This is a genomic window from Ruegeria sp. AF1, assembly GCF_056542125.1.
In genome coordinates, this window is the sequence record NZ_JBQFZG010000003.1 from 1 (window position 1) to 25,583 (window position 25,583).

A 25,583-nucleotide genomic window follows, 5' to 3' on the forward strand; every position below is an offset into this window, starting at 1 on the left:
GAATGCTGCCCAGATCGACGAACCGGTCAATCGAGCGCAAAAGGTGGTCTTGCGGGACATGATCCTCCAGCGAGAACTCGTAAAACAGCGACGCTTGCGCTTCCTGTCTCGGTCCCATCATGGCTGATCCCTCCCTTTAGGAAGAATTGAATCAGCAACTTACCAACCGATCAAGCCCGAGTTTTTCAACAAAATAGGCCAATACCAGATCTTCAGACAGAATGGCTTTCCCCGCGGATTTGTCACTTTTGCCGGTCTCAGCCCCGAGGCCGAGTATCGCTATGCGGTGAAAGAAACCTCTCTGACGGACAAGGATTTTACCAGCGGGTCATCCTTTTGGATCATCGACCTTGTCGCGCCGTTTGGACAGACCAGTCAGATTGTTGATATCCTCAAGCAAGAGATCCCGCATCCGCGCGTGCGCACCAACCGAATGGACAGCGACATGACACGCAACCGGATTGTCGAATGGACGCGGGACGAAGCAGGCGAGGTTCATATGCGCCTGTACCGAAAAAAGGAATTTGAGCGGGTGTTGCAACAAGGCGAGGTCTAGTTGGTTTCAGTTCCGATCACTGGTGAATTGACCGGCGACGTGACCGGGTCCCCACCCAATGTGGCGATGGGGCAACCCACCCTGAACAACGGAAACTTCACGCCGCTGACCCAAACCTGGACGATTGCGACACCTCCTGCCAACGGCACCGCGACGATAGACCCAAATACCGGAGAGTGGACCTATACGGTCGATCCGACGTATTTCGACAGCCTCGACAATGGTGAAGTTGTCTTTGACTCCTTCTTCATCAGCGTCTCAGGGACAACGCAAACCGGTCCTGTCACACTTCCGTTTACCGGCTCTCCGGATCCGGTCGAAGTGGTCATAAGGATCGAAGGCGCCTGTTTCGCAGCTGGAACCCTGATCGAGGCTGAGGACGGTCCCCGTGCCATCGAGTCCCTGAACGTCGGGGACAAGGTGGCGACAGCCGATCACGGGTTGCAACCTGTTCGTTGGATCGAAAGCAGCACGATCCCGCCCGACCGATTGCGCACCGAACCTGCGATACGGCCCGTTCGCATCTCGGCAGGCAGTCTGGGGCCTAACACCCCCGCGCGAGACCTGCTGGTGTCTCAGCAGCACCGTATTCTGGTGAAGGGCCCCTGGGTTGAGCTGCTTTTCGGAACCGCTGAAGCGCTGGTTGCCGCCAAGCACCTGTGCCGATGGCCTGGAATAGGGCTCGATACCTCGGTTGAAACGGTCGAGTATTTGCACATCCTGCTGGATCGGCACGAAATCCTTTCGGCGGATGGAGCACAAGCAGAAAGCCTGTTTCTGGGGGAAGAGGCGCTACATACACTTTCATCCGACGCGCTTCAGGAACTGGCCGCAATATTTCCCGACCGTCCCTCCTCTGGCTATCAGGGGTTTGGACGCGCCGCGCGCCTTATCCTGCTGGAACACGAAGCCCGCGCACTTGCCTGAGGTCAGGTGCCGTTCCCGATGCGGCCACCGACATTCTGCGGGGCCAGCGCAACCGTCTTGATCACGGCATGGCATGTGCTGCCCGGCTGCAAGTTCAACGCCGCAACCGACCGGCGCGTGACCCGCGCCAGAACAGTCCCTGCCGGTGTCCTGACCGACACGATCGCACCGGGACCTTCGCCCGACCGGATCGAGTCGACCGTCCCGCTGAGCACGTTCAATGCCGACAGACCCTCGGGCTTTTGGACGGACAGGATCACCTCTTGCGCTGGAATGCGAATTCGCAGATGCGTGCCGACTTCCTGCCCGATACGTGGCAGAAACAGACGCGCGCCATTTGCGTTCAGCTCGGTCAACCCGTCGGTGTGGTGCTTCAGCACCTGCACCTCCAGCACGGCACCGATCGCGCGCACACCTGCCGGTGCCACAGTCGGGTCAGACAGAACCTCGGACGCGGGGCCGTGGCGGACGACCCTGCCATCCTGCAAAGCGACAACCGATGTGGCCAGACGGGCCACCTCGTCGGCCGAGTGGGTCACATACAGGATCGGGACAGACACCTCATCCCTGAGACGCTCGAAATAGGGCAGGATCTCCGCCTTGCGGGCCTCGTCCAGCGCCGCAAGCGGTTCATCTGCAAGGATTAGTCGCGGGCTGGCCAGCAACGCCCTGCCAATCGACACGCGCTGTTTTTCGCCCCCTGACAACCCGGCTGGACGGCGGTTCAGAAGGTGGCCGATCCCCAGCATCTCGATGACCTTTTCCGGATCTTCACGCCGCGCGCTTTTGGGGGCGAACCAGCGGCCATAGGCAAGGTTCTGGCGCACGGTCAGATGCGGGAATAACCGCCCCTCCTGAAAAATATAGCCCAACCGCCTCCGGTGCGGCGGCAGCCAATGCCCTCTATCGGTGTCAAACAACACCCAGTCATCCACGGCCACCCTGCCCGCGCGCGGCCGCAGCAATCCGGCCACCGCGTTGACAATTGTGGTCTTGCCCGACCCGGAGCGCCCGAACAGCACGGTCACACCGGGTGGGGCGTCAAAACTAACCTCCAGATCGATCCCCGGCAGCTGATGGTGCAAACGAACAGACAGGCTCATGATCCGGCCACCCGCGCGGCGGCGCGCCGTCCCACATATTCCGACAGCAGCAACGCGCCCATGGCGATGACGATCGAGATCAGGACCAGCCTTGTTGCAGCAGCCTCGCCCCCCGGTACCTGCAAAAAGGCGTAAACAGCCGATGGCAATGTCTGCGTCTGTCCCGGAATATTCGACACGAATGTAATCGTGGCCCCAAACTCACCCATGGCCTTGGCAAAGGCCAGAATGGCCCCGGCGATGACACCGGGCAGGATCATCGGCAAGGTTACGGTCAGAAACACCATAGGCCGCGACGCCCCCAGCGTCGCCCCAGCCTGTTCCAGCTTCGGGTCAACCGCCTCGATCGACAGACGTATCGCCCGGACCATCAGCGGAAACGCCATGATACCTGCGGCCAGCGCGGCCCCAGTCCAGCGAAAGGCGACCACAATGCCGAACTCGGCCAAAAACCGCCCCAACGGCCCCTGAATGCCGAAAGTCAGCAACAGCAGATACCCCGTCACTACCGGCGGCAGGATCAAAGGCAAATGCACCAGACCATTCAGAACCTGCCGCCCGGGGAACCGCCAGCGGGCCAGAATGTAGGCAACAAAAATGCCGAACGGCAAAGTGGCCAGCGTCGCCCAGAACGACACGCGCAGCGACAGCTTCAGCGCTTCAGCTTCAGCGGGGCCCAACCACTCCAACGCGATCACCCGCCCGGCAGGGAAAATCCCTGCTCCTGAAAAATTGCCAAAGCCGCATCGCCGTGCAGATGATCCAGAAAAGCCCGCGCCGCACCTGTGGCATTACCTGTCATCGCCGCCGGATAGATGATCGGAGGGTGCAGGTCGGTGGGAAAACTGGCCACAACACTGACCCGCTGTTCCGCCTGCGCATCCGATCGATAAACGATCCCCAGAGGCGCGGCACCCGTTGCCACAAGGGCCAGCGCAGCGCGCACATTGTCGGTTTGTGCCACTCGGTCCTGCACCGCCTCCCACTGGTTCTGCCCCTGCAAAGCCGCCTTGCCGTAGATACCGGCGGGCACCGCATCGACCAGCGCCATGGCCAGAAAGCCTTCGCCCAGCTCGGCCCTGAGGTCATGAACCACCCGAATGTCACCCAGAACAGGACGCCCCGCAGCGCCGATCAGAACCAGACTGTTGCCCAGCAAATCCGACCGTGTCCCAGGCTGCAACAAGCCCTGCTGTTCCAGATAATCCATCCAGTCGGCATTGGCAGAGATGAAAATGTCCGCAGGCGCACCCTGCTGAATCTGACGCGCCAGCACTGAAGACGCTGCGTAGGACACGGTGACATCGTGACCCGTCCGCTCTGTGTATTCCGTCGCGATTTCGTCCAAAGCGGTCTTGAGGCTGGCTGCGGCAAAAACCAAAACCCCTTCTGCCCCGGCTCGGACCGGAGCCAGCACAAATGCGCCAAGGACCAGTGCCACCATCCAGATACGGCAGGCGAAGGGTAGGATCATGTGTGCTCCCGACCGGAAAGTTGCAGTCTCTTCGGGCATATCGGAGGCCATAGGGCGCTTGCAAGCGCCTTTGATCTTTTACACCCGCTGATCCAGATCAGGCGCTGGCAACCCACCCCGGCCAGCCTCGTCAACCTGTGGTCACCCCAGGCACGCGTTGATGGGGGCGGCATTTCCTATCCGCAACCCATCGCGGAATAAAAATCTCACAGACCCTCTTGCGCACGCCCGCTGGCTTGGCTACATGCAGCGTCACGGGTGATTAGCTCAGTTGGTAGAGCGCTTCGTTTACACCGAAGATGTCGGGAGTTCGAGTCTCTCATCACCCACCATCCTTTCCCCACAGTGTATCAAGGTCTTACGCGACTGGCATCTATTGCTATGCTGCGCATGAAACCGTGTCCGCTGCGCATTGATCGCCCGGCAGTTTAAATAGCGTTTTCTTGATTAGTGACGCGTATCTCAGCATGATCCGAATATGTCGGATGAAATGGACACGTGGCTTAACGACCTCGGACTGGGTCAGTACGCAGATGTTTTTGCGGTAAACGACATTGATGCGCGGGTTCTGCCACTGCTGACAGGCGACGACCTGAAAGAGCTTGGGGTAAGTCTTGGTCACCGAAAGATCATCCTTGCGGCAGTTCAGGATTTGGCTGGCTCTAGTCACCTGTCTTCATCAGCGCCTGCCGCAGGAGAGCCCACCCGCGAGAATACTCGGCCATCCGCCGTTGATGTCGTGCAGGGCGAAGCTGCACCGACGAAAAAGCCCATCGCGCCCGCGGCTGAACGGCGTCATCTGACAGTCTTGTTTGCGGATCTGGTCGGCTCGACAGAGCTGACCAACCGTTTTGATCCCGAAGACATGCGGGATCTGCTACAGAACTATCAGGATACCGTCGCGGGGGCAGTGAGCAGGTATGGTGGCTATGTTGCGAAATACCTTGGCGACGGTCTTCTTGTGTTTTTCGGCTGGCCAACAGCCTACGAAGATCACGCCATTCGCGCAATAAAGGCGGGGCTTGAGTGCGTCCACCGGGTTGAAGAGCTCAACACTCCTGACGGTGAGCGTTTGTCGGTCAGACTGGGTATCGCGAGCGGCGATGTCGTGGTCGGCGACACGATCGGCGAAAACTCGTACGAGGAAGGTGCCATGACCGGGCCGGCGGTCAATCTGGCGGCGCGGATACAGGAACACGGCCTGCCGAACTCGGTGGTTTTGTCTGCGGAAGAAACCGAAGCCGCCTTGCACCGGATATTCGAGTTCGAGACCCTTGGATCAACTCAATTGAAGGGGTTCAAAGACCCTCGGACCTTGTTGAAGGTCGTATCGGAACGCAGCGCGGAAAGCCGGTTTCGCGCGTCGTACAAGGATGACGCCGACAGTACCATGATTGGCCGGGACTACGAAAAGGGTATCCTGTTGCAATCGTGGCAGCGCGCCCAAAGCGGTAATGGTGAGGTGGTTCTGCTGTCGGGTGAGGCGGGAATAGGAAAATCGCGCCTGACTGAGGGGTTTCTTGCGGATGTCACGGCAACCGGACAGGCCGATGTGATAAGGCTGAACTGCTCTCCCTATCTGACCAGCAGCCCCTTTCATCCGGTCACCCAGCGAATCTCGCAGGATGCAGGTGTTGAACCGGATTTTGATGACAATCAAATTCTGGAGCATGTCAGGAAGCTGCTGGAAGGCCGGGAAGGTCTGGACTGGGAACAGGTTCTGCCTGTCTTTGCAGCGCTGGTCGCGCCGCGCAGCGCACTGGCTCGTGAAGTTCTCGAGATGTCGCCGCAGGAGCAACGCGACATAACGATCCAAACCCTGATCCATACGGTGCAGGTCCGGGCAAGCGTGCGCCCGGTTATTCTGTGTGTTGAGGATGCACATTGGATCGATCCCTCGACGCAAGCCCTGCTGGAGCGGTTCAAGGCGATTTGCACCGATCTTCCCCTGATGATCCTGATGACCCACAGACCCGGGTGGGACCTGGCCCGCGATGACGGGGACACGCATGTTCAAACACTCCTGCTGCGCCGGTTCGGTTCTGCTGATGTCTCGGATCTGGTCCGCAATATCACTGGCAAGGACCCGGACGATGCCTTGATCGCGACGATCATCGAAAAGACTGACGGTGTGCCCCTGTTTGTCGAAGAATTGACCCAGGCGATCGTGAATGCAGATGAGCAGGGACAAGTCCGCATACCATCGTCGCTGAAGGGCGCCTTGATGGCGCGGCTTGATGCAGTTTCGCCCGAGGCCAAACAGGTCGCGTTGACGGGGTCAGTCATTGGGCGGGAATTTGAACCAGATTTGTTAAGTGCCGCGATGGGGCTGGAACGCGCAGATATCAATCTTCGCCTCGAAGAACTGTCGCGAACGGGACTGATCTTTGAAAGCGGAAACAACCGCGGGCATTTCGTGTTCCGCCATGCCCTTATCCGCGATACGGCATATCAATCCATGTTAAGCTCTACCCGCAGGCAGCAACATTCAGACGTTGCCCGCGCACTGATCGCGATGCGATCTGCTGAAATCGAACGCCGGCCCGAGCTGGTGGCCCGCCATCTGTCAGAAGCAGAAGAATGGCGCGCCGCATTCGACAAATGGGAAGCTGCGGCTGAAATGGCGTTGGCCCGGTCAGCGAGCCAGGAAGCGATGACTAATGCGCAGGAGACGCTCAAAGCGGCTAAGCAGCTGAACTCGGAAACCTGCCCGGAAATGGTCAGGGGCATGATCCTGGTTGGCCGCAGCCATGACAGCCAGGGTCAGTTGTCCGAGGCGATAGCGGTTCTGAAAAGTGCATCTACCGCTGCCCAGAAACTCCACGATGTGGAGCTGGCAGCCGATGCAGCCAATCATTTTGCTGACTCGTGCATGATGACGAGCAAGCGACATCACGAAGCGATTGACCTTTGTGAAAAGGCGCTAAAAGACCTGTCTGACAATGACGAAGTCAGGCGGTGCCGGTTGATGAGCCAACTTGCGCGGGCGTATATGTTTGTCGGCCAGTTTTCCGTAGGCACCCGCTTTGGTCAGCAATCCATGGAACTGGCGGCGAAGCTTGGGGATCATAAATCCCAGTTTTCGGTAATGATGATGCATTTTGGGGCGCCATTCGTTGCGCGCAACGGGCAAGAGGCACGACATTGGCGTGAAAACCTGGACGCCATGCATCAGGTAGCGGAACACCTTGGCAGTATTGATCAGGGCCGCGACCGGACGCTCAGCCTGTTTGTCGGCGCTGAAATGGCCGACCGCGACCTGTTGGACAACTCACTCGAATTGCTGACAGCGATTTCCGAAAAGGACAATCATCTGCAACTCTATTGGGTTCAAAAACACGCACGCGCCATGGTTGCAATCATGGACGGCGACTTTGTTCAGGCTGAAAAGCACGCCACTGAAGCGGTCAAGATCGGTCGAAAAACGCACGGCGAACATGTCGAGGGCGTTTTCGGCGTTCAGATGTTTACCATCCGCCGCGAGCAGAACCGCCTGCACGAGGTCGCGCCTGTGATCAAGAAACTGATGACCGACAGCCCCGAAGACATCTCGTGGAAGCCGGGTTTTGGCCTTATCGCAGCCGAACTGGGATACACGGAACCGGCTGAAAGAATACTGAATGAAATGGCGGAAAACGGCTTCGACCTACCGCCAGATGCCATGTATTCAACAACTCTGTCCTATCTTGCTGACATCTGCGTGGCTGTCGGGCATCCGGGTCATGCCCAGACGCTTTACAGTATGCTGCAACCTTACGAAGACCTGACGATCACCGCAGGGGCAACCACAGTCTGCACAGGTGCCGCAGCCAGACGCTTGGGGAGACTGGCAACGGTGCTGAAAGACTGGGAAATTGCCGGGAAGATGTTCCGGAAAGCCATCGAGATTGACACGCGGATGAATTGCCCACCTTGGATTGCGCATTCCAAGGCAGCGTATGCATCAGCACTCAGACAACAGGGCCGCCCCAGCGATTTGGAACTGGCGTTTCAACTGGAAGGGGAAGCGTTGGCAATATCACAGAAATTGAGTATGGTTTCCCTTAAGTCAAAGCTCGAAGGGGTAGCCAGTTAAGGTCCGGAAAATGCTTGGGGGGCATAATGCCACGATACATCATTGAACGAAATTTTGCGGAACAGCTGAATATCAGCGACAACGACAAAATTCACATCAAAGAAATCAACGACGAAGTCGGCATTGAATGGATCTTTTCCTTCCTCAGCGCAGATAAGCGCAAAACATACTGCCTTTACGAAGCCCCGGATGAAGAAAGCCTGCGAAAAGCGGCCGAGCGTCTAAACATTCCTGCCGATGTCATCACGCCGGTAGATCGGATCGATCCGGGACTATTTGCCTGACGACCAGCTTTCCCCCACAACCAAGTATCCCCTTCTCAGGGCAATAACAAACTCACGAGGCAGCCGTGCGCGAAACCTTTCCTGAAACAAGGGAGGCCTAAGCATGTTTGACCTGAAAGCACTCGACGGACGTATCGCGACTGTGGATCAAGGCGATTTGGACGCGCTTGATGCCTCACTGCGCGGAGGGGTCTACCTGCCGGGGACCCCGGAATATGAAGAAGCCAGGATTACCTGGAACAGCATGTTCGAGCGTTACCCCGCCTTCGTGATCCGTGCGTTGGGGGCAAGCGATGTCCAGAAGGCAATAAACTTCGTCCGACAAGCAGGCCTCATGATGACCGTTCGATCAGGTGGACACCAGATTGCAGGGCACGCCGTCGCGGACAAGGCCGTCATGCTGGATCTGTCCCAGATGCGTTCGGTTCACGTGGACCCTGCCCGCAAAACTGTCCGCGTTGCACCCGGTGCGTTGCTTGGAGACGTTGATCGCGAAACACAGGCCCATGGTCTTGTTGTCCCCACAGGCATCAACTCGACAACCGGCATCGCAGGGCTGACCTTGGGTGGTGGTTTTGGCTGGACGACGCGGAAATTCGGCATGACGATCGACAACCTTCTGTCGGCAGAAGTCGTGACGGCGGATGGCGCGATTGTCACCACCTCTTCCACGAGCCACCCGGAACTTTTCTGGGCCATTCGTGGTGGTGGCGGAAACTTCGGTGTCGTCACCTCATTCGAATTCCAGTTGCATGATCTTGGGCCCGATATCCTGTCCGGCCTGATCGTGCACCCGATCGAAAAGGCACCAGAGCTGCTTTCCGCGTTTGTGGCCATTGCAGACACTTCCCCCGATGAGCTCACCGTCTGGAGCGTGATGCGAAAAGCGCCGCCACTCCCGTTCCTGCCGGAAGATTGGCACGGGCGCGAGGTGCTGATTTTCGCGGCGTGCTATAGCGGCCCGATGGATGAGGGTGAAAAAGCGATGTCGGCCTTGCGCGCGCTGGGTGAGCCGATTGTGGATGTCATTTCACCGCACAGGTTCGTGGATTGGCAGGCGGCGTTTGATCCCCTGTTGTCGCCGGGCGTCCGCAACTATTGGAAAAGTCATGACTTCAATACGTTGCCCCCGGCCGCCATCACGGACCTGCTGGACGCGATTTCCACTCTTCCTGATCCCGCTTGCGAGGTTTTCATTGCTCATGTCGGTGGCGCGATGGCCCGCGTTGAGCCTGCTTCTACCGCCTACCCGCAAAGATCTGCGCATTTCATTATGAATGTCCACACACGATGGGAGGACCCTGACAAGGATGACACCTGCATCGGGTGGGCACGCCAGCTGTACGAACAGATGAAACCATACTCAACAGGCAGTGCCTATGTGAACTTCATGCCTGAAGACCAAGCCGATCACATGACCGGCGCTTATGGTGTGAACGGCGAAAAACTTTCCAGGATCAAAGGAAAGTACGATCCCACCAATTTGTTCAGGATGAACCACAATATTCTACCAACGTAAGACAACCAAAGTGGTAGTACCCGATCGGCATTGATGTTGAGACTCTTGTCTTAGCACCACGCAAATTGTGTCGCTGGCCAATAATCGCGCCAAACGGTTCCTCTCACCTATGGCCGCGCTGGCAATCATGCCCTCTTGTCGTGCAGCTACCCTAGATGCTGTACCACAAACGCGTTGAATTTACGGATCGCGAACGAAATCAACCTTTCTGATCCCGTTTCAAACACCTGTTTTACGCTTAAGCCTGCAATCTCGGTCGCTAGGAGCAATTCATCGAATAACCGCTTCGCTAATCGCAGAGCAAGTTTCCTTCGGCTTCTTGCTAGAACTATCCGATGGGCCCATTGCGGCGTCCGGTTCCCAGAACCTTCACCTCCAGCCAGTGGAAAACCAAGGCAATTACACCCGCTACGAGAATGTAGAATACGGCCAACAGGATAAGCGGTTCGTAGACGATAAACGTATCGGCGCGCACACGTGACGACACGGCATAGATATCAACCACGGTTATTGTGGCGACCAGTGGTGTTGCCTTTAATTGCAGGATGGTTTCACCACCCAAAGTCGGCAGAACATTGCGGATTGCCTGTGGTAACCAGATACGGCGAAACATCGTCAGCCTTGGCATACCAAACGCCTTGGCCGCCTCCAGCTGTCCTTTGGCAACGCCCTTGAAGGCTCCGCGCATGACCTCACCTTCGTAACCCGCATAAGAAAGTGTCAACGCCAGGACCGCATAGGGCCAAGCCTGACGCAAGTACGGCCAAAGATCAGACGATCGTATCCATGGAAACTGCGGAAACAGAGAGCCGAGGCCATAATACAGCAGCCAAAGCTGCAAAAGCAGCGGCGTGCCGCGAATGATGGTACAGAACGCCTTTGCGGGTGCCGCAAGGTACCATGGCCCAACTGCCTGCGCTAACCCAAGGGGTACAGCCAGTAAAAAACCAAGAACGATCGTGACAACCAGCAGCCAGAGCGTGGTCCAGATTCCCTGCAATGCAAGCGGCGCATAATTGGGTATCCAGTCCCACCGCAATGTCATCGCGCACCAAACCACGATCCCGGCAAAGATCAGCATCATCACGATACGATGAGGTTGCATCAGAGATCTGAGGTCGATCATCTGCTGCCTCCGTTCAGAGCGGGTTGGCCGCGACGGGCCCATTTCTCAATCCGCGCAAAGATCCCACCCGAAAACAGCGTAACCATCAGATAAAGGAAGCCCGCCGCCAAGAAAAAGGTGAAGTAGGCCCGCGTGCTGCTGGCCGCCTGGCGCGTTTCCAACGTCAGCTCGTTAAAACCGACTACAGCCAGCAATGCTGTGTCTTTGGTTGCAATCAGCCACAGGTTGGCCAGACCAGGTACGGCGAAGCTCATCATGGCGGGGATCGTGACGCGCCGCATGGTCATGAAGGCCGGCATTCCGTAGGATTTCGCCGCTTCGATCTGACCGGGCGGAACCGCCTGAATGGCGCCGCGCAGAATCTCGGTCGCATACGCGCCCTGAACGACGCCCAGCACCCAAATGCCTGCGGCAACGCCGTTGATCTCAACCCGGCCACCACCCATGGCAGCAGATATTTTGTTGATAATATCGGATCCCACGTAATACAGGATTAGGATCAGGACCAGTTCCGGCACGGCCCGGATCACGGTCGTGTAAATGGCAAGAAGGTCGCGCGTGACCTTCCCGCCGTAAAGTTTGCCATAGGCTCCGAACAATCCGATCACGAGGCCCAGTGCATATGCGCCAAAAGCGATCTGCAAGGAGTGGGACAATCCGCGTAGCAGATTGGCCCCCCACCCCGGTGGCGAGAGCGACAAAAGCTCTGCGCTCTGCGCCAAACCTAGTGATTCCAGAAATCCGGTCACGGCAACGGCTTAGTAGATGCTGGTCGAGAAATAGTTCGACGTGATCTTCTCGTGCGTGCCATCGGCAAGAATTGCCGCGATGCCCTTGTTCAACGCCGCAAGCAGGTCATCCTGCCCTTTACGGACGCCCGCACCGACACCACGCCCCAAAATGGCTGGATCGTCCTTCACGGCACCTTTGATTTCGCAGCAAGCACCGGCATCCGAATTCACAAAATCGGCCATCGCAATGCTGTCAGCTTGTGTGGCGTCGATCCGACCGGCAAACAGGTCCTGATTGGCCTCATCCTGAGTTTGATAGACGCGCAGTTCGGAATCCTTGAAGTATTCCTGCGCATAGGCTTGGTGGATCGTCGAAGCCTGAATGCCAATGACTTTACCCGCCAGCGATTCCGGAGTTGCTTCAATATCCATCGATTTATCGGCAACGATAACCGCAGGTGTGTTATAGTAAGGATCGCTGAAATCAATGGTTTTCAACCGTTCCTCGGTGATCGACATCGAGGCCATGATGGCGTCGATCTGCTGTCCGGTCAGCGAGGGGATGATACCGTCCCAGGCCACCGGTGTGATAACACAGTCAAGTTCCGCGGCAGCGCAAACTGCATTGATGACATCGATCTCCCAACCAACCCAGTTGCCTGAGCTGTCCAGCGACGCGAAGGGCGGATAAGGCTCGGCCGCGATGCCGATCTTGACCTCTTCTGCACTGGCAACACCAGCCGAAAGGACAGCGGCGGCGAGACCGGACGCGAGCAGTTTTTTGACGTTCATTTTGTTACTCCCTTTGGTTCATTATGTTGTTTTTCTGGATCAGGCGACCGAGCTAAGGAACTGCTTCAATCGCTCTGACTTTGGATTTCCGAAGACCTCGGCAGGTGGGCCTTGCTCTTCAATGCGGCCCTCGAAAAGATAGACGACGTGGTTCGCGACTTCGCGCGCAAATTTCATTTCGTGGGTCACAAGCAGCATTGTGCGCCCTTCCGCTGCAAGATCCCGGATTACGGTCAGAACTTCGCCTACAAGCTCTGGATCAAGCGCTGAAGTTGGCTCATCGAAAAGCATTACGGAAGGATCCACCGCAAGCGCGCGTGCGATGGCAGCGCGCTGTTGCTGACCGCCTGACAGATAGGCCGGATAGGTGTCGGCCTTGTCGCCGAGGCCCACCCTCTTGAGCAGTTCATGCGCCCGCGCGATAGCCTCTGCCTTCGGCACCTTGAGGACATGCACCGGCACTTCGATCACGTTTTCCAGAAGCGTACGGTGTGTCCACAGGTTGAACTGCTGGAAAACCATCGCCAGCCGTGTACGGATACGTTCAATCTGGCGGCGGTTCGAGGGGCTGCCGTCGGCATGCATTTCAACCAGCTCACCGCCGATCGTGATCTTTCCCGAGCTTGGTGTTTCCAGAAAGTTGATACAGCGCAGCATCGTGGATTTGCCCGAGCCTGAGCCCCCGATGATTGCAACGACATCGCCCTTGCTTGCTGTCAGCGAGACACCTTTCAAAACCTCCAGCGTGCCGAAAGACTTGTGCAGGTCCTCAACCCTTATCGCCTCTTCAGACGTGGTTGCTTCGCGTGCGGGTGTTGCTGCTTTGGCTGTGTCCATATCCAAGAATCTTCTGATTTCAGCTTGCAGTAAGCCTCGAATCTCGCAATTATGCAAGTGTATAATAATTCCGTACCATGGATGGCCCGGACGTGCAGGACGACAGCCGTAAATTTACACGTGAATCTGCCGAGTTTCGGCGCGAGGCGCTGATCCTGGCGACTTTGGACCTGATTGCCGAGATGGGCGTTCGGGGTGCCACTGTGCGTCAGATCGCGGCCCGCGCGAACGTGACCCAAGGGCTGATCCGGCACTATTTCTCATCCAAGGAGGAACTGGTTCAGGCTGCGTACGAACATCACATGAATACGCTGACCGATCAGACAGCTGCGTCGTCAGGGAAAGGCAGCGCAGTATCTCAGTTGACCAACTTCGTTGATGCGTCGCTGCGACCGCCAATCGTTGATCCAAGCGCTGTGGCCTTGTGGGCCGGCTTCCTGAACAAGGTGCAGCGTGATCCGAAAATGCAACGCATCCACCAGCAAACCTATAACTATTTCCGGGATCAGCTTGAAAAGCTGATCGTCGCCGCATTGCAAGAAACCGGACGTCCAGTCACCACGCCGCAAGCCGTGCAACTGGCCATTGCCTGCAACGCGGTTATCGATGGTCTTTGGCTGGAAGGCGGTGCGCTTCCAGATGAATTTTCCGAAGGTCAATTGGCGCAGATCGGATTAGATTCCGTCAGTGCTATCGTCGGTATCCCATTGATCAAAGAGGTGGAACAACCATGAAGACCACATCTGTGACAGAACGGTTAGCGGGCTTGGGTGGCGCCAAATGGGGCGTACATCTGAAAGCGCGCGACCTTATCAAGGCCGGAGCGGACATCGTCGAAATGACGATAGGTGAACCGGACGTGCCGGTGTCGGACGCGCTGGTCGAAGCCACCGTAACCTCACTGCGGGCCCAGCGAACGGGCTACTCCAATGGCCGTGGCGAAGCTGGCTTGCTTGACGCGCTTTCCGCCCGTTACTCGGCTTCCCGCGGACGTGTTTTCGGGCCCGAGAATTTTCTGTGCTTTCCCGGAACGCAGACCGCACTGTTCGCTGCCATGGCCGGCGTTGCCGAGGCCGGTGACGAAGTTCTGGTCGGTGATCCGATGTATGCAACCTACGAAGGGGTCGTGCGTGCTTCCGGGGCGGAAATGGTGCCCGTACCTCTGCGCCCGGAACACGGGTTTCGCATGCAGGCCAAAGATATCGCCGCACGCGTAACACCGCGCAGCCGCGCCATTCTTCTGACAACGCCACACAACCCAACGGGCGCGATCCTGACCGCCGAGGAGTTAACCGAGATCGGACAGCTCGCGATTGCGCATGATTTGTGGATTATCTCGGACGAGGTCTATGAAGAACTGATCTTTGACGGGGCCAGATTTGTGTCGCCACTGGCAGACCCGGAACTGGCGGATCGTGTCATAGGCGTATCATCCATCTCGAAATCACATGCCGCGCCGGGGTTCCGCAGTGGCTGGTGTGTCGGGCCAGCCGCGTTTTGCGAAGCGCTACTGCCCTATTCCGAGACCATGCTTTTCGGCAATCAGCCCTTTATCGCCGATATGACTGAAAAGGCGATCCGCGACGGGTCCGAGGTTGCCTCCGGCATGGCCGCCCGTTTTTCAGCGCGCGCCACGCTTTTGGCTGATCGCCTCGAAGCAGAAACGGATCTGACCGTTCACCGGCCTCAGGCGGGAATGTTCGCGATGATCAACGTCTCCGCCACCGGGCTGGACGGCGAAGCCTATGCCTGGGACTTGTTGCAGACCGGGGTGGCTGTCATGCCGGGATCCGCCTTTGGGGACAGCTTGAAAGACTGGGTGCGAGTGGCCCTGACGATCAGTGACACCGACTTTGCCACTGCGGTGTCCCGCCTCATCGATCACGCCAACAGAAAATCACGCGAGGTTGCATGAGTGAAATGACCGTGGGCGAAGCATTGGTTGCAAGGCTTCGCCAAAAGGATGTGACCTGCGTGTTCGGAATTCCGGGCGTTCATACGGTCGAGCTTTACCGCGGGCTTGCAGGCTCGGGCATTCGTCACGTTACACCCAGACACGAACAGGGTGCAGGGTTTATGGCCGACGGCTATGCGCGCGTGTCAGGCAAACCGGGTGTGGCCTTTGTGATCACCGGGCCTGGATTGACCAATACATTGACGCCGATGGCGCAGGCCCGCGCGGATTCAATACCGATGCTGGTGGTGTCCGGTGTCAACAAAACCGCATCTCTTGGCAGGGGTTTAGGGCATCTGCATGAATTGCCAGACCAGTTGGGACTGGCCAGGACCGTTGCGTTGCTGTCCGAACAAGTTTCCGCCACCAACGCTCTGGACCCGGTCTTGGACCGCGTGTTCCACACCCTCGCCAACGGTCGATCCGGACCGGTGCATATCGAAGTTCCGTTGGATATCGCAGCTTCAGATTATCAGGAAACACCGGTCGAACCGCCTGTCTCGGTCTCACCGATTGACCCGGCTTTAATCACCCAAGCCGCAAAGCAACTGGCCAAAGCGAAGAACGTTGTCATTCTGGCGGGCGGCGGCGCAAAGCATGCAGAGGCTGGATTGCAGGCACTGGCCGAAGCTCTGGATGCCCCCGTGGTGCAAACCGTCAACGCGCGCGGCCTGATGCACAGGCATCCACTGACCGTTCCGGCCAGCCCCAGCCTGAACGCGGTACGCGGCTTGATAGAAAGCGCCAATTGCATCCTTGCACTGGGAACTGAGTTGGGGCCAACCGACTATGATATGTATGCCACCGGCCAAATTGCTGAAATGTCAGGGTTGATACGGGTTGATCGATGCAGCGAGCAACTGACGCGACATGAGGCAGCGCTCATCATTCAAGGTGACGTCAACTTGGCTGTATCAGCGCTGGTTGACGCTTTATCGCACAAGCCAAAGCAAAGCGACGGTACGGAACGTGCAGGCAAAACACGTGACGCCGCCTGGGCGGAGATTGGTCCGGACTATCGCAAACAGGTGGAAATCCTCAACGCAATGCGTTCTGCGCTCCCGAACGCGCTAATGGTCGGAGATTCCACCCAACCGATCTATGCCGGCAATCTTTTCTACGACCACGACCGGGCCGGAGGCTGGTTTAACGCGGCAACTGGGTACGGCGCACTGGGCTATGGAATCCCCGCAGCCATCGGCGCTTCGGTCGCCGATCCCACAGCACGTGTGATATGCATCGCGGGCGATGGAGGCGCGCAGTTTTCTCTGCCTGAAATTTTGGCCGCAGTCGACGAAGACCTGCCGGTCACCTTCGTGATCTGGAACAATCACGGATACCAGGAAATCGCCACGTCAATGCAGGATGCGGGCGTAACAGTCATAGGATGTGATCCCTCGCCTCCCGATTTTTCAGCAACGGCCAAGTCATACGGCATTCCATTCGCTTCGGTTCCAGCTGAACCGCAGGCTGTCGCGCAGGCATTGCGCCAAACTGCCGCCCAGAACGGGCCGGTAATGATCGAAGTCACCACTCCGAAATTCGCAGCTCAGAAAGATTGAAACATGTCAGACCCAACCTTTGAGTTTTCCCGCGCCATCACCCGCCGTCCGGCTCCGACTATTGCAGGCGGGTTGCGTGCAGAAGATATCGGAAACCCGGATTTCGACGGGATGACAGCGGCGCATAAGGCATATGTGGCAGCACTGAGAAGCACCGGGGCCGAGGTAATCGAACTGGATCCCCTGAACGCGTTTCCCGACGCACAATTTGTTGAGGATACAGCCCTTTGCCTGCCGCAAGGTGCGATACTGATGCGACCTGGCGCACCTTCGCGGATGGGTGAAGTGGCTGAAATGGCACCGACCCTTCACGGCTGCTACGATACGGTTCTGGAAATCCAGGGCCCCGGCCATATCGAGGGTGGAGATATCCTTGTTACCGGTCGCGAAATTCTGGTGGGCCGGTCAGACCGTACCGACGCGGAAGGTGTCGCCGAGCTGGCGAAAATCACCTCGGAGTGGGGGCACAAACTGCGCGAGGTGTTCACGCCCGAGGGCGTCTTACATTTCAAGACAGATTGTTCACTGATGGACGCCGAAACAATACTGTCGACCCGACGGCTGGATGCCTCGGGCTGTTTCGAGGGCTACCGGGTGCTGCATGTTGCGGACGGAGAGGAAGCTGCCGCCAATGCGATCCGCTTCAACAATCTGGTGCTGATGGCCGCTGGCTTCCCACGCACAGCTGAGATGTTAGATCGTGAAGGGTATGAGGTCGTTGAAATCGACAACATCGACTGCGCAAAGCTGGATGGAGGAATGTCCTGCCTTTCGCTAAGATTTTAGGAGTGTAACCGGTAGCGTTCGATCCTTGGTGTTTCTTGCGAAAACTGTCGCCCGTACCGGTCTTTCCTTTCCCGCCATTCGCTCATAAACATAGGTGGCTGTCGATGATCTCGTCCGCCAAGTGCGACCTGCAACCGGTTGCAAGACTTTTGCGATGGTGCATAATGAAGCTCTGATGCAAAACACCTTGATATCTCTGACCATCAACGACCGGAGCCGCACTGCGTGAGCGTGACCCTGAAAGACGTCGCCGCCTTGGCTGGCGTATCGCGATCTGCGGTGTCGCGCACCTTCACCGAAGGCGCCTCGGTCTCTGCAAAAACACGCAGTAAAGTTGAAAAGGCCGCGCGAGAGCTTGGCTACAGCCCCAATGCCCTCGCCTCGTCCCTGACAACCGGGCGCACCAAACTGATCGGGTTGATTTCGAACAACTTTCACAACCCTATTTTTCTTGAGGTGTTCGATCAGTTCACCCGCGCCTTGCAGGAACGCGGGCTACGCCCTTTGATTGTGAACCTGACGGACGAGACCGAGCCCGCAAACTCGGTCCGCATGCTGCGCCAGTATTCGGTTGACGCGGCGATCGTTGCGTCTTCGACGCTGCCGCCCAGCTTTGCCAAGGCGTTCCACGATGCGGGCGTACCGGTGGTGCATACATTTGGCCGCTCGGCCACCTCGCCCGAAGTGCATGTGGTGGGAATCGACAACGTCGAATGCGGGCGCATGGCCGCGCGCGAGCTTTTGGCGCGCGGATACAAGCGTCTCGGCTATCTGGGCGGGCCCGAAGATGCAACCTCGGCACTTGACCGGTATCGCGGGTTCATGGAAGAACTGGCAGACCACCCCGATATCGAAGTAAGCCATTGTTTCGCAGGGGCTTATTCCTTCGAGGCCGGCCGCGCCGAAATGTTGCGCCTGTTGGCCAACACCCCGTCCGAGGCGTATTTCTGCGGCGATGACATCCTGTCTGTTGGCGCATTGTCCGCACTGGCCGATCACGGGCTGAAACCGGGTCAGGACATTGGAATCATCGGTCTGAACGACATGGAGATGTCGCGCTGGGAAAGCGTTAACTTGACAACGATCCACCAGCCGATCAAACAGATCATCACTTCATCCGTCGATCTGGTCGTTGAGATGCTGAAAGAGCCTCAGCGCTATCCCGAGGCCCGCATTTTCCCCTGCCGCGTGATCGAACGGGGCACATTGCGGCCCCGCCCCTGATCAGCGAAACATCGGCGGGCGCGCGTCCTGCCATGCGCCATCGGCCTTGCCCGACGCAACAGCCGCGTGGACGGCCGCAATGGACCGCAGCCCATCTGCCGCACCGGGCAGACCGTCGCGTCTTTCACCACGGATCGCATCCGCCAGATCGCAATAGATGTTGGCGACCGCCAGCGGAAAACCCTCGGGGTGCGCAATGGCGACACGCGACAGGCGTTGCACCTCGTCGTGCAGACCGCCCTCACCCTTTTCGATGATCTGAGTACGCCCGCCGACCGGAGTATAGATCAACTGATTGGGCTGTTCGGACGCCCACCGCAGCCCACCGGTTTCGCCAAAGACCTGAATGTCAAAGCCATGCTGCCGCCCGATCGCCACTGATGACGTCCAAAGGCGTCCAACCGTGCCGCCCTCCATCCGGAAGTTGATCATTGCATCATCTTCCAGCTCACGGCTGACGATGGTCGAGGCCATGTCGGCAGACAGGGTTTTCACCTGATCGTCACAGATGAAACTGGCCATGTGCAACGCATGGATGCCGCAATCGGCAAACTGCCCTGAAACCCCGGCCGTCGCAGGGTCATAGCGCCAGCGCACGCGCGGGTTATCCGCATCTGTGGCGTCGCCATGATGGCCGTGGCTGAAATTGGTCACCACCAGACGCACCTTGCCGATATCGCCTGCGCGCACCATCGCACGGGCCTGACGCACCATCGGATAGGCGGAATAACAGTAGTTCACTGCACAGATCCTGCCCGAGGCTTCGGCCACGCGCACAATCTCTTCGCCCTCTTCAACCGTCATGGTCATCGGCTTTTCGCACAACACGTTAAAGCCTGCCTCAAGATAGGCCTTGGTAATCTCAAAATGGGTCGAATTGGGCGTCGCGATGGTTACCAGATCAATCCGATCCTCGCGGTCTTTTTCGCCCGCCAGCATCTCTTGCCAGTCGCCATAGGCACGATCGGCAGCAACACCCAATCGCTGCGCGTATTCGCGGCCCACGTCGGGCCGGTGATCCAGCGCGCCAGCTGCAAATTCAAACAGCCCGTCAGCCTGTGCCCCCAAGCGGTGCGCGGGGCCAATCTGGCTGCCTTCACCACCCCCGATCATGCCCCATCTCAACTTAGCCATGGTCATTGTCTCTCATTGGAATTGTCATGTAGAGCGATCAGAAATCGCTGATGTCCTGCCACTGCCGCTGATCGGACGAGGCCAGCGCAGCGGCCAGCACGCGGTTGACCTCATGCCCGTCGCGGAACGTGGGCCAGATCGCCTCGCCGGTATGGATGGCCTGTAAAAAGTCCTTGGCCTCGATGATGATCTGATCCTGATAGCCGGTTCCGTGACCCGGACCCTGACAGAAGGGCTCATAATCCGGGTGCGCGGGGCCAGTCAGGATCTTGGTGAACCCGCGCGCGGCTTCGGGCCCTTCGCGCTTGTACAGCCACAGCGCATTCTGGTCCTCCTGATCGAACCGGAGCGCGCCTTTTGTACCTGATATTTCATAGGCATAGCCCATTTTCCGCCCCGTCGCGACGCGGCTGAAATACAGGCTTCCCATGACCCCGTTTTCGAACCGGCACATCATCTGGGCATGGTCGTCATTTGTTACCGCACCACCGGGGCGGGTTTTGTGAACGGTCTCAACATCGGCCATCACCTGCGCAATGGGCCCGACCAAGGCCAATGCGCCGTTGACCATATGCGGGGCAAGATCGCCGGTTGTGCCGTTGGCCATACCGGTGGTGCGCCAGGTGGCCGGGGCCTGCGGATCTGCATAGAAATCCTCGGTATGTTCGCCCCGGAACCACGTGATGTCACCAATCGCGCCATCTGCAATCAACTGGCGGGCATATTGGCTGGCGGGTGTGCGGATATAGTTGAACCCCACCATGTTCACCGCCCCCGAAGCCTCAGCCGCGGCAACCATCGCCCGACTGTCTTCAAGCGATGCGCCCAGTGGTTTCTCGCACAAGACCGGTTTGCCCAAGGCAAAAGCCGCTTCGGCAATCTGACGATGTGTTGACTGAGGCGAGGCGATCACGATTGCCTCGGCCTTGGGGTCTTCAACCAACATGCGCCAGTCATCGGTTGCCCGCTGAAATCCATAGGCCGCCCGGTAGCGTTCGGCACTGTCCGGGCTCGACGCGCAGATGACCTCAAGCCGGGGGCGCAACGCCGTGTTGAACACCGCTCCGACGGCCGACATCGCGACGGAATGGGCCTTGCCCATATAACCGCCACCCACGATTCCCACTCCGATTTCAGGCATCTGCCATGGCCTCGCACATTGTGTTTGCAACCGGTTGCAAAATCAGTATCGTGTGAATCGATTCAACGCAAGGTCCAAACTTTGCCCACCCACTTTGCCGGAGGACATGACGTGAGCGCTTTGATAGACGGTATCAAAGGAAACCGCTTTGCCGTTCTGGGGCGTGCGGGTATGGACCTTTACGCAGGCCCGGTCGGTGTCAAAAGCGAAGAGGCCGATACGTTCCATGCCGATCTTGGCGGCTCGTCCGCGAATATCTGTGCCGGTCTGGTCAAGCTGGGCAGCCAGGCATCCTTGATCACCTCCATCTCGGACGATGCAATTGGTCGGTTCTGCCTCAACCGGTTGCAACATTACGGGGTAGATACCTCTTATATCCGCGTGTTGGGGGGCGAGTATCGCACCTCTCTGGCCCTGTATGAAAGCCGGACCGAGAACTTTCAGAATGTCATCTACCGCAACGGAGCGGTCGATTTTCAGGTTACTGACGCGGATGTGGACAGGGTTGATTACTCATCCTTCTCGGCCTTGATTTCGGCTGGCACCGTCTTTGCATCCGAACCCTCGCGCAGCGCCACGTTCCGAGGGTTTGAAAATGCGCGCAAAGCTGGTCTTCCGATCATTTTCGATGTTGATTACCGCCCCTACAGCTGGCCTTCGCCGGAAATTGCCGCTGACGTTCTGTCCCGTGCGGGCGAAGCCAGTGACCTGATTGTCGGCAATGATGAAGAGTTCGGCTTCATGGCCGGAGGTCTGGAAAAGGGCTTTGCCAAGGCACAGGACCTCGCCAAAAAACCGGGCCGGGTCGTCATTTACAAGATGGGCGAAAAAGGCGCCGTGACGCTGGCGGATGGGCAAGAAATCAAAACCGGGATCTACCCAGTGGACGCTATCAAGCCCGTCGGGGCCGGTGACAGTTTCATGGCAGGGCTTCTGGCTTCGATCGCGGCGGGGCACTCGCTGAAAGACTCGGTGATGCGCGGTTCCGCCTGCGCATCTATTGTCGTATCCAAACCCGGCTGCGCCCCCGCTATGCCCACGACCCCCGAACTGAACGCGTTCCTCGCCTCTCACTCCGGTCTGACCACATAGGAGTATCCCATGCATATCGCGCCCCATGACAATCAGAACAAGCCCATCGTTGACGCCGGCGATCCGACCGTTCCGCTGAACTATTTCAACATCGTCAAACTGAAAAAAGGCGAGGCGTTCGAATACCGGGTGCCGGGCTACGAGACCTGCATCGTCCCTGCAACCGGCAGCGTCGATGTGGATGTCGAAGGCGTTTCCTTCCCCAGGCTGGGCAACCGGGGCGAAGATGTCTGGGATGGCGAGCCCGAGGGCGTCTACGTACCCGTCGGCGCAAAGGTGCAGATGGTCTGCCTTTCTGACGCGACCGAAGTGTTCATTGCCGGTGCGAAATATGACAAGGTGCTGGACCCGTTCGATGTGCGCGAACACGACCTTGTGCAATATGGCAGCGACGACACCAAAACTCACCGCAAAATCAAACACATCCTTGGCCAAAAGCACCACGACAAGGTCGGCCGCCTATTGGTGAGCGAGCTGTTCACCGTCGGTCAGGGCGGCTGGTCGGGCTTTCCCAGCCACAAGCATGACACCAACCGCCTGCCGGACGAAACCCGCCACGATGAGACCTATAATTTCCGGTTCAAGCCCAACTGGGGCTCGGGCCTTCAGATGTTGCAGCGCGAAGATAACCAGCCGGGTGACGCCTATCACATCGTGGATGGATCGACCGTTTGCATCGACAAGGGCTATCACCCCTGCTGCGTTTTGCCGGGGTACGAGATGTATTATTTCACCATTCTCGGCGGCCTGACCCAGCGTTCTCTGGTGCAGTATTTCCAGCCCACACATGCCTATCAGATCGAAACCATTCCCGGCATCAAAGACATGATTGCGAAATTCAAATGACCCTCGTCACGCTGAAAGACGTCCTGCAACCCGCTTATGAACAGGGCTATGCCGTAGGCGGGCTGGTCACACTCGGCTGGGAAGATATGCGCGCCTATGTGGCCGCGGCCGAGGCCGAGAATGCGCCCGTGATCCTGCAAGCCGGACCCAGCTGCCGCGACCACACTCCGCTGCCTGTACTGGGCAAGATGTTCCGGCATCTCGCCGAAAACGCTTCGGTTCCGGTCGTTGCGCATCTGGATCACGGCTATACGTTCGAAGACTGCAAGATCGCGCTCGACAGCGGTTTTACGTCCCTGATGTTCGACGGGTCGCGCAAACCCCTGCAGCAAAACATCGATGAAACCGCCGCAATTGCCGAGATGGCCCATGCGGCAGGGATTTCCTGCGAAGGCGAGATTGGTTTTGTCGGGTACTCGGGCGGTGAAGGATCAAACGGCACCGACCCGGCAGAAGCCGCCCAGTTCGCACGTGAAAGCGGTGTGGATGCCATGGCGATATCGGTCGGCAACGTCCACCTGCAACAAAACAAGGAAGGCGGTCTGGACGAAGCCCGCATCGCCGAGATCGACGCCTTGACCACAGTGCCTCTGGTCATTCATGGCGGATCGGGTGTGCCGGTAGATCAGCGTATGAAGTTGGCCCGCGAAACCTCAATCTGCAAGTTCAACATCGGGACCGAGCTGCGCATGGCCTTCGGCAATGCCCTGCGAGACGCTGTCAATCGCGATCCCGAACGGTTTGACCGCGTGACCATCCTGAAAGAAACCCACGATCCGGTCGAAGCCGCCGCGCGCATGGTCATCCGTGCCTTTGGCGCGCCGCCGCAACGTTGACGCGCGCTTTCGTCCTCAGATCGACCCCCCCTCGACCATGAAGTTGCCCGCGCTGCACATGGCAGCGTCATCCGAGGCCAGAAACAGCACCATGCGCGCGACATAGACAGGCTCAATCGGATCGGGCAGGCATTGGCGGTCGACCTGTTTGGCCAGCGCTTCGGGCGTAACCCAGAGGTTCTTCTGGCGCTCGGTCATGATCCAGCCCGGCACCACCGTGTTCACACGAATGCGGTGATCGCCCAATTCGCGCGCCATGGTGCGGGTCAGGCCATGCACCGCCGATTTGGCGGTGGCATAGGCCGGAAAACCTGCCCCGGCCTCCCACCAGGAATTCGATCCGATATTGATGATCGAACCTGAGCCCTTGGCGATCATACCCGGGGCCACAGCCTGAATGGCAAAGAACATATGGCGGATATTGGTCGCCATCCGCTCATCCCAATAGTCCGGCGTCACCTCGCGCCAGTCGTGACGGTCATCCTGGGCGGCGTTGTTGACCAGCACATCCGCCTCGCCCAACTCCTCGACCAGTTGCTCCAGCGCGGCCCGCATCCCTTCGATATCGCGCAGGTCACATTGCGCAAAGGCGTGTTCACCGTCCAGTTCCGCAAGCAGAGCAAGGCCCGCATCCGCATTGATATCCAGAAACCCGACCTTCGCCCCTTGCGCGGCAAAGGCGCGAACGGTTTCCGCACCAATTCCCCCGGCCCCGCCCGTGATGATAACCGTTTTGCCCGCAAGGCTAGGGTAATTGGCGAAGTCTTGGCTCATCCGTCACGCTCCATGATCCATTCGACCTCAGGGGCCAGGGCAAACCGCCATTTGCGCAGGGGGCCCGCCATGACGTTCAGGTAATACATCTCAAACCCATAGGGCGCGCCGCAAGGGTGATGGCCGCGCGGAACAGTCACAACATCGCCATCGGAGACAGCCATCGTCTCATCCAACTGGCCATCATCGGTATAGACCCGCTGAATTCCGAACCCGTTGGCCGGGTTGAGGCGGTGATAATACGTCTCTTCCAGATAGGTGATGCGGGGAAAATCATCCTCATCATGTCGATGACTGGGGTAAGAGGACCAGTGCCCATTGGGCGTAAAGACCTCGGTCACCAGCAGACTGTCGGCATAATCCTCGTTCTCCATCGCGATATTGTTGATATATCGCGTATTCACGCCCTTGCCGCGTTCGGTCAGGGTGATGCCATCCGGCCCAATCCGGCGCGCTTTGTGGCCGCCCTTGCCCGGGGCCGAGCAGACCGCCACAACACAATCGGTTTCCGCCACAGCCTCCCACTCGGTTCCGTTGGGCAGATACAGGCTATGCGGCGGTGTCTTTTCGAACACGTTCATCCGACCGCCCAACACGCCCCAGTCCTGCCCAGCCCCGGTGATCCGCGCCTTTCCTTCGACCATCACCAGAATGACTTCGCGGTCTCCTGTCGCCTCGGCCGCCCTGTCGCCTGCTTGCAGATGATAGAGCCCAAAACCCACATATCGCCATCCGGCACTGTCCGGGGTGATGTCATGTACCTTGCCACGGGTTCCAATAGGCTTCTTCAGCAGATCTGCCATTCTTGTT

The 25,583-nt window shown here is 58.3% G+C and carries 24 protein-coding genes and 1 tRNA gene; 14 read left to right on the forward strand and 11 right to left on the reverse strand.

Features of this window, described 5'->3' with window-relative positions; translation table 11 throughout:
- The first annotated feature begins 193 nt into the window (after positions 1–193).
- Positions 194–556: a toxin-activating lysine-acyltransferase gene (locus ACR0BK_RS06820; protein ID WP_480554291.1), complete on the forward strand. Its 363-nt coding sequence runs from the start codon at positions 194–196 to the stop codon at positions 554–556.
- On the forward strand, positions 557–1,483 hold the full coding sequence (locus ACR0BK_RS06825; protein WP_480554148.1) for a Hint domain-containing protein: 927 nt from the start codon (positions 557–559) through the stop codon (positions 1,481–1,483).
- 2 nt (positions 1,484–1,485) lie between these two features.
- On the opposite strand, the gene modC is transcribed toward ACR0BK_RS06825, so the two are convergent.
- Genes modC through modA form a run of 3 tightly spaced genes read right to left on the reverse strand, consistent with a single transcriptional unit; the run spans position 1,486 to position 4,060 of the window.
- Positions 1,486–2,586, reverse strand: coding sequence for a molybdenum ABC transporter ATP-binding protein (gene modC / locus ACR0BK_RS06830; RefSeq protein WP_480554150.1), 1,101 nt, complete (start codon positions 2,584–2,586; stop codon positions 1,486–1,488).
- Complete coding sequence (modB, locus tag ACR0BK_RS06835; protein WP_480476900.1) at positions 2,583–3,275, reverse strand: molybdate ABC transporter permease subunit; 693 nt, start codon at positions 3,273–3,275, stop codon at positions 2,583–2,585. The genes modC and modB overlap by 4 nt, the downstream gene beginning before the upstream one ends.
- A 5-nt stretch (positions 3,276–3,280) precedes the next feature.
- On the reverse strand, positions 3,281–4,060 hold the full coding sequence (modA, locus tag ACR0BK_RS06840) for a molybdate ABC transporter substrate-binding protein (protein WP_480554151.1): 780 nt from the start codon (positions 4,058–4,060) through the stop codon (positions 3,281–3,283).
- 256 nt (positions 4,061–4,316) lie between these two features.
- On the opposite strand from modA, the gene ACR0BK_RS06845 reads away from it, so the two are divergent.
- The 4 genes from ACR0BK_RS06845 (at position 4,317) to ACR0BK_RS06860 (ending at position 9,938) form a co-directional block, all read left to right on the forward strand.
- Positions 4,317–4,392 (forward strand) — tRNA-Val (locus tag ACR0BK_RS06845).
- A gap of 146 nt (positions 4,393–4,538) precedes the next feature.
- The gene (locus tag ACR0BK_RS06850) at positions 4,539–8,135 is read left to right on the forward strand and encodes an adenylate/guanylate cyclase domain-containing protein (RefSeq protein WP_480554152.1); all 3,597 of its coding nucleotides are present in this window, start codon (positions 4,539–4,541) and stop codon (positions 8,133–8,135) included.
- Positions 8,136–8,161: 26 nt separating this feature from the next.
- Entirely contained in the window at positions 8,162–8,419 is a 258-nt protein-coding gene (locus tag ACR0BK_RS06855; RefSeq protein ID WP_267366859.1) for a DUF4242 domain-containing protein, read from the forward strand.
- Between the two features lie 103 nt (positions 8,420–8,522).
- Positions 8,523–9,938, forward strand: coding sequence for an FAD-binding oxidoreductase (locus ACR0BK_RS06860; RefSeq protein WP_480554153.1), 1,416 nt, complete (start codon positions 8,523–8,525; stop codon positions 9,936–9,938).
- A 328-nt stretch (positions 9,939–10,266) separates the two neighbouring features.
- Here the strand turns inward: ACR0BK_RS06860 and ACR0BK_RS06865 are convergent, their stop codons facing one another.
- The 4 genes from ACR0BK_RS06865 to ACR0BK_RS06880 are packed head-to-tail and all read right to left on the reverse strand — an operon-like array spanning position 10,267 to position 13,424.
- Positions 10,267–11,064, reverse strand: coding sequence for an ABC transporter permease (locus ACR0BK_RS06865; RefSeq protein ID WP_480475312.1), 798 nt, complete (start codon positions 11,062–11,064; stop codon positions 10,267–10,269).
- On the reverse strand, positions 11,061–11,813 hold the full coding sequence (locus ACR0BK_RS06870) for an ABC transporter permease (protein ID WP_480475310.1): 753 nt from the start codon (positions 11,811–11,813) through the stop codon (positions 11,061–11,063). Before ACR0BK_RS06870 ends, ACR0BK_RS06865 begins: the two co-directional genes overlap by 4 nt.
- A 9-nt stretch (positions 11,814–11,822) precedes the next feature.
- Positions 11,823–12,587, reverse strand: coding sequence for a transporter substrate-binding domain-containing protein (locus ACR0BK_RS06875; protein ID WP_480475308.1), 765 nt, complete (start codon positions 12,585–12,587; stop codon positions 11,823–11,825).
- A 39-nt stretch (positions 12,588–12,626) separates the two neighbouring features.
- Positions 12,627–13,424 carry an ABC transporter ATP-binding protein gene (locus ACR0BK_RS06880; RefSeq protein ID WP_480475306.1) on the reverse strand — a complete coding sequence of 266 codons (798 nt, stop codon included), beginning with the start codon at positions 13,422–13,424 and terminating at the stop codon, positions 12,627–12,629.
- A 77-nt stretch (positions 13,425–13,501) separates the two neighbouring features.
- On the opposite strand from ACR0BK_RS06880, the gene ACR0BK_RS06885 reads away from it, so the two are divergent.
- The 5 genes from ACR0BK_RS06885 (at position 13,502) to ACR0BK_RS06905 (ending at position 18,950) form a co-directional block, all read left to right on the forward strand.
- Positions 13,502–14,158, forward strand: coding sequence for a TetR/AcrR family transcriptional regulator (locus tag ACR0BK_RS06885; RefSeq protein ID WP_480475304.1), 657 nt, complete (start codon positions 13,502–13,504; stop codon positions 14,156–14,158).
- Positions 14,155–15,339: a pyridoxal phosphate-dependent aminotransferase gene (locus tag ACR0BK_RS06890; RefSeq protein ID WP_480554155.1), complete on the forward strand. Its 1,185-nt coding sequence runs from the start codon at positions 14,155–14,157 to the stop codon at positions 15,337–15,339. The genes ACR0BK_RS06885 and ACR0BK_RS06890 overlap by 4 nt, the downstream gene beginning before the upstream one ends.
- A complete protein-coding gene (locus ACR0BK_RS06895) occupies positions 15,336–16,940 on the forward strand; it encodes a 5-guanidino-2-oxopentanoate decarboxylase (protein WP_480554156.1) in 1,605 nt (534 codons plus the stop codon). Before ACR0BK_RS06890 ends, ACR0BK_RS06895 begins: the two co-directional genes overlap by 4 nt.
- Positions 16,941–16,943: 3 nt before the next feature.
- The gene (locus ACR0BK_RS06900) at positions 16,944–17,726 is read left to right on the forward strand and encodes a dimethylarginine dimethylaminohydrolase family protein (protein ID WP_480518602.1); all 783 of its coding nucleotides are present in this window, start codon (positions 16,944–16,946) and stop codon (positions 17,724–17,726) included.
- Between the two features lie 225 nt (positions 17,727–17,951).
- Positions 17,952–18,950, forward strand: a complete 999-nt coding sequence (locus tag ACR0BK_RS06905; RefSeq protein WP_480518600.1) for a LacI family DNA-binding transcriptional regulator — start codon at positions 17,952–17,954, stop codon at positions 18,948–18,950.
- Here the strand turns inward: ACR0BK_RS06905 and ACR0BK_RS06910 are convergent, their stop codons facing one another.
- Entirely contained in the window at positions 18,951–20,084 is a 1,134-nt protein-coding gene (locus ACR0BK_RS06910) for a Gfo/Idh/MocA family protein (RefSeq protein WP_480554157.1), read from the reverse strand.
- Positions 20,085–20,121: 37 nt separating this feature from the next.
- Positions 20,122–21,225 carry a Gfo/Idh/MocA family protein gene (locus ACR0BK_RS06915; RefSeq protein ID WP_480554159.1) on the reverse strand — a complete coding sequence of 368 codons (1,104 nt, stop codon included), beginning with the start codon at positions 21,223–21,225 and terminating at the stop codon, positions 20,122–20,124.
- Positions 21,226–21,336: 111 nt separating this feature from the next.
- On the opposite strand from ACR0BK_RS06915, the gene iolC reads away from it, so the two are divergent.
- From iolC to ACR0BK_RS06930, 3 genes are read left to right on the forward strand one after another with little or no spacing between them, the layout of a single operon-like run.
- Positions 21,337–22,317 carry a 5-dehydro-2-deoxygluconokinase gene (iolC, locus tag ACR0BK_RS06920; protein ID WP_480554160.1) on the forward strand — a complete coding sequence of 327 codons (981 nt, stop codon included), beginning with the start codon at positions 21,337–21,339 and terminating at the stop codon, positions 22,315–22,317.
- 9 nt (positions 22,318–22,326) lie between these two features.
- Positions 22,327–23,163: a 5-deoxy-glucuronate isomerase gene (locus tag ACR0BK_RS06925; RefSeq protein ID WP_480518593.1), complete on the forward strand. Its 837-nt coding sequence runs from the start codon at positions 22,327–22,329 to the stop codon at positions 23,161–23,163.
- Positions 23,160–23,999 (forward strand): class II fructose-bisphosphate aldolase, encoded by an 840-nt coding sequence (locus ACR0BK_RS06930; RefSeq protein ID WP_480518591.1) that lies wholly within the window; start codon positions 23,160–23,162, stop codon positions 23,997–23,999. Before ACR0BK_RS06925 ends, ACR0BK_RS06930 begins: the two co-directional genes overlap by 4 nt.
- 15 nt (positions 24,000–24,014) lie before the next feature.
- On the opposite strand, the gene ACR0BK_RS06935 is transcribed toward ACR0BK_RS06930, so the two are convergent.
- Both ACR0BK_RS06935 and iolB read right to left on the reverse strand, forming a co-directional pair.
- The gene (locus ACR0BK_RS06935; RefSeq protein WP_480518589.1) at positions 24,015–24,773 is read right to left on the reverse strand and encodes an SDR family NAD(P)-dependent oxidoreductase; all 759 of its coding nucleotides are present in this window, start codon (positions 24,771–24,773) and stop codon (positions 24,015–24,017) included.
- Positions 24,770–25,576, reverse strand: coding sequence for a 5-deoxy-glucuronate isomerase (iolB, locus tag ACR0BK_RS06940; RefSeq protein ID WP_480554161.1), 807 nt, complete (start codon positions 25,574–25,576; stop codon positions 24,770–24,772). The genes ACR0BK_RS06935 and iolB overlap by 4 nt, the downstream gene beginning before the upstream one ends.
- Positions 25,577–25,583: the final 7 nt, after the last annotated feature.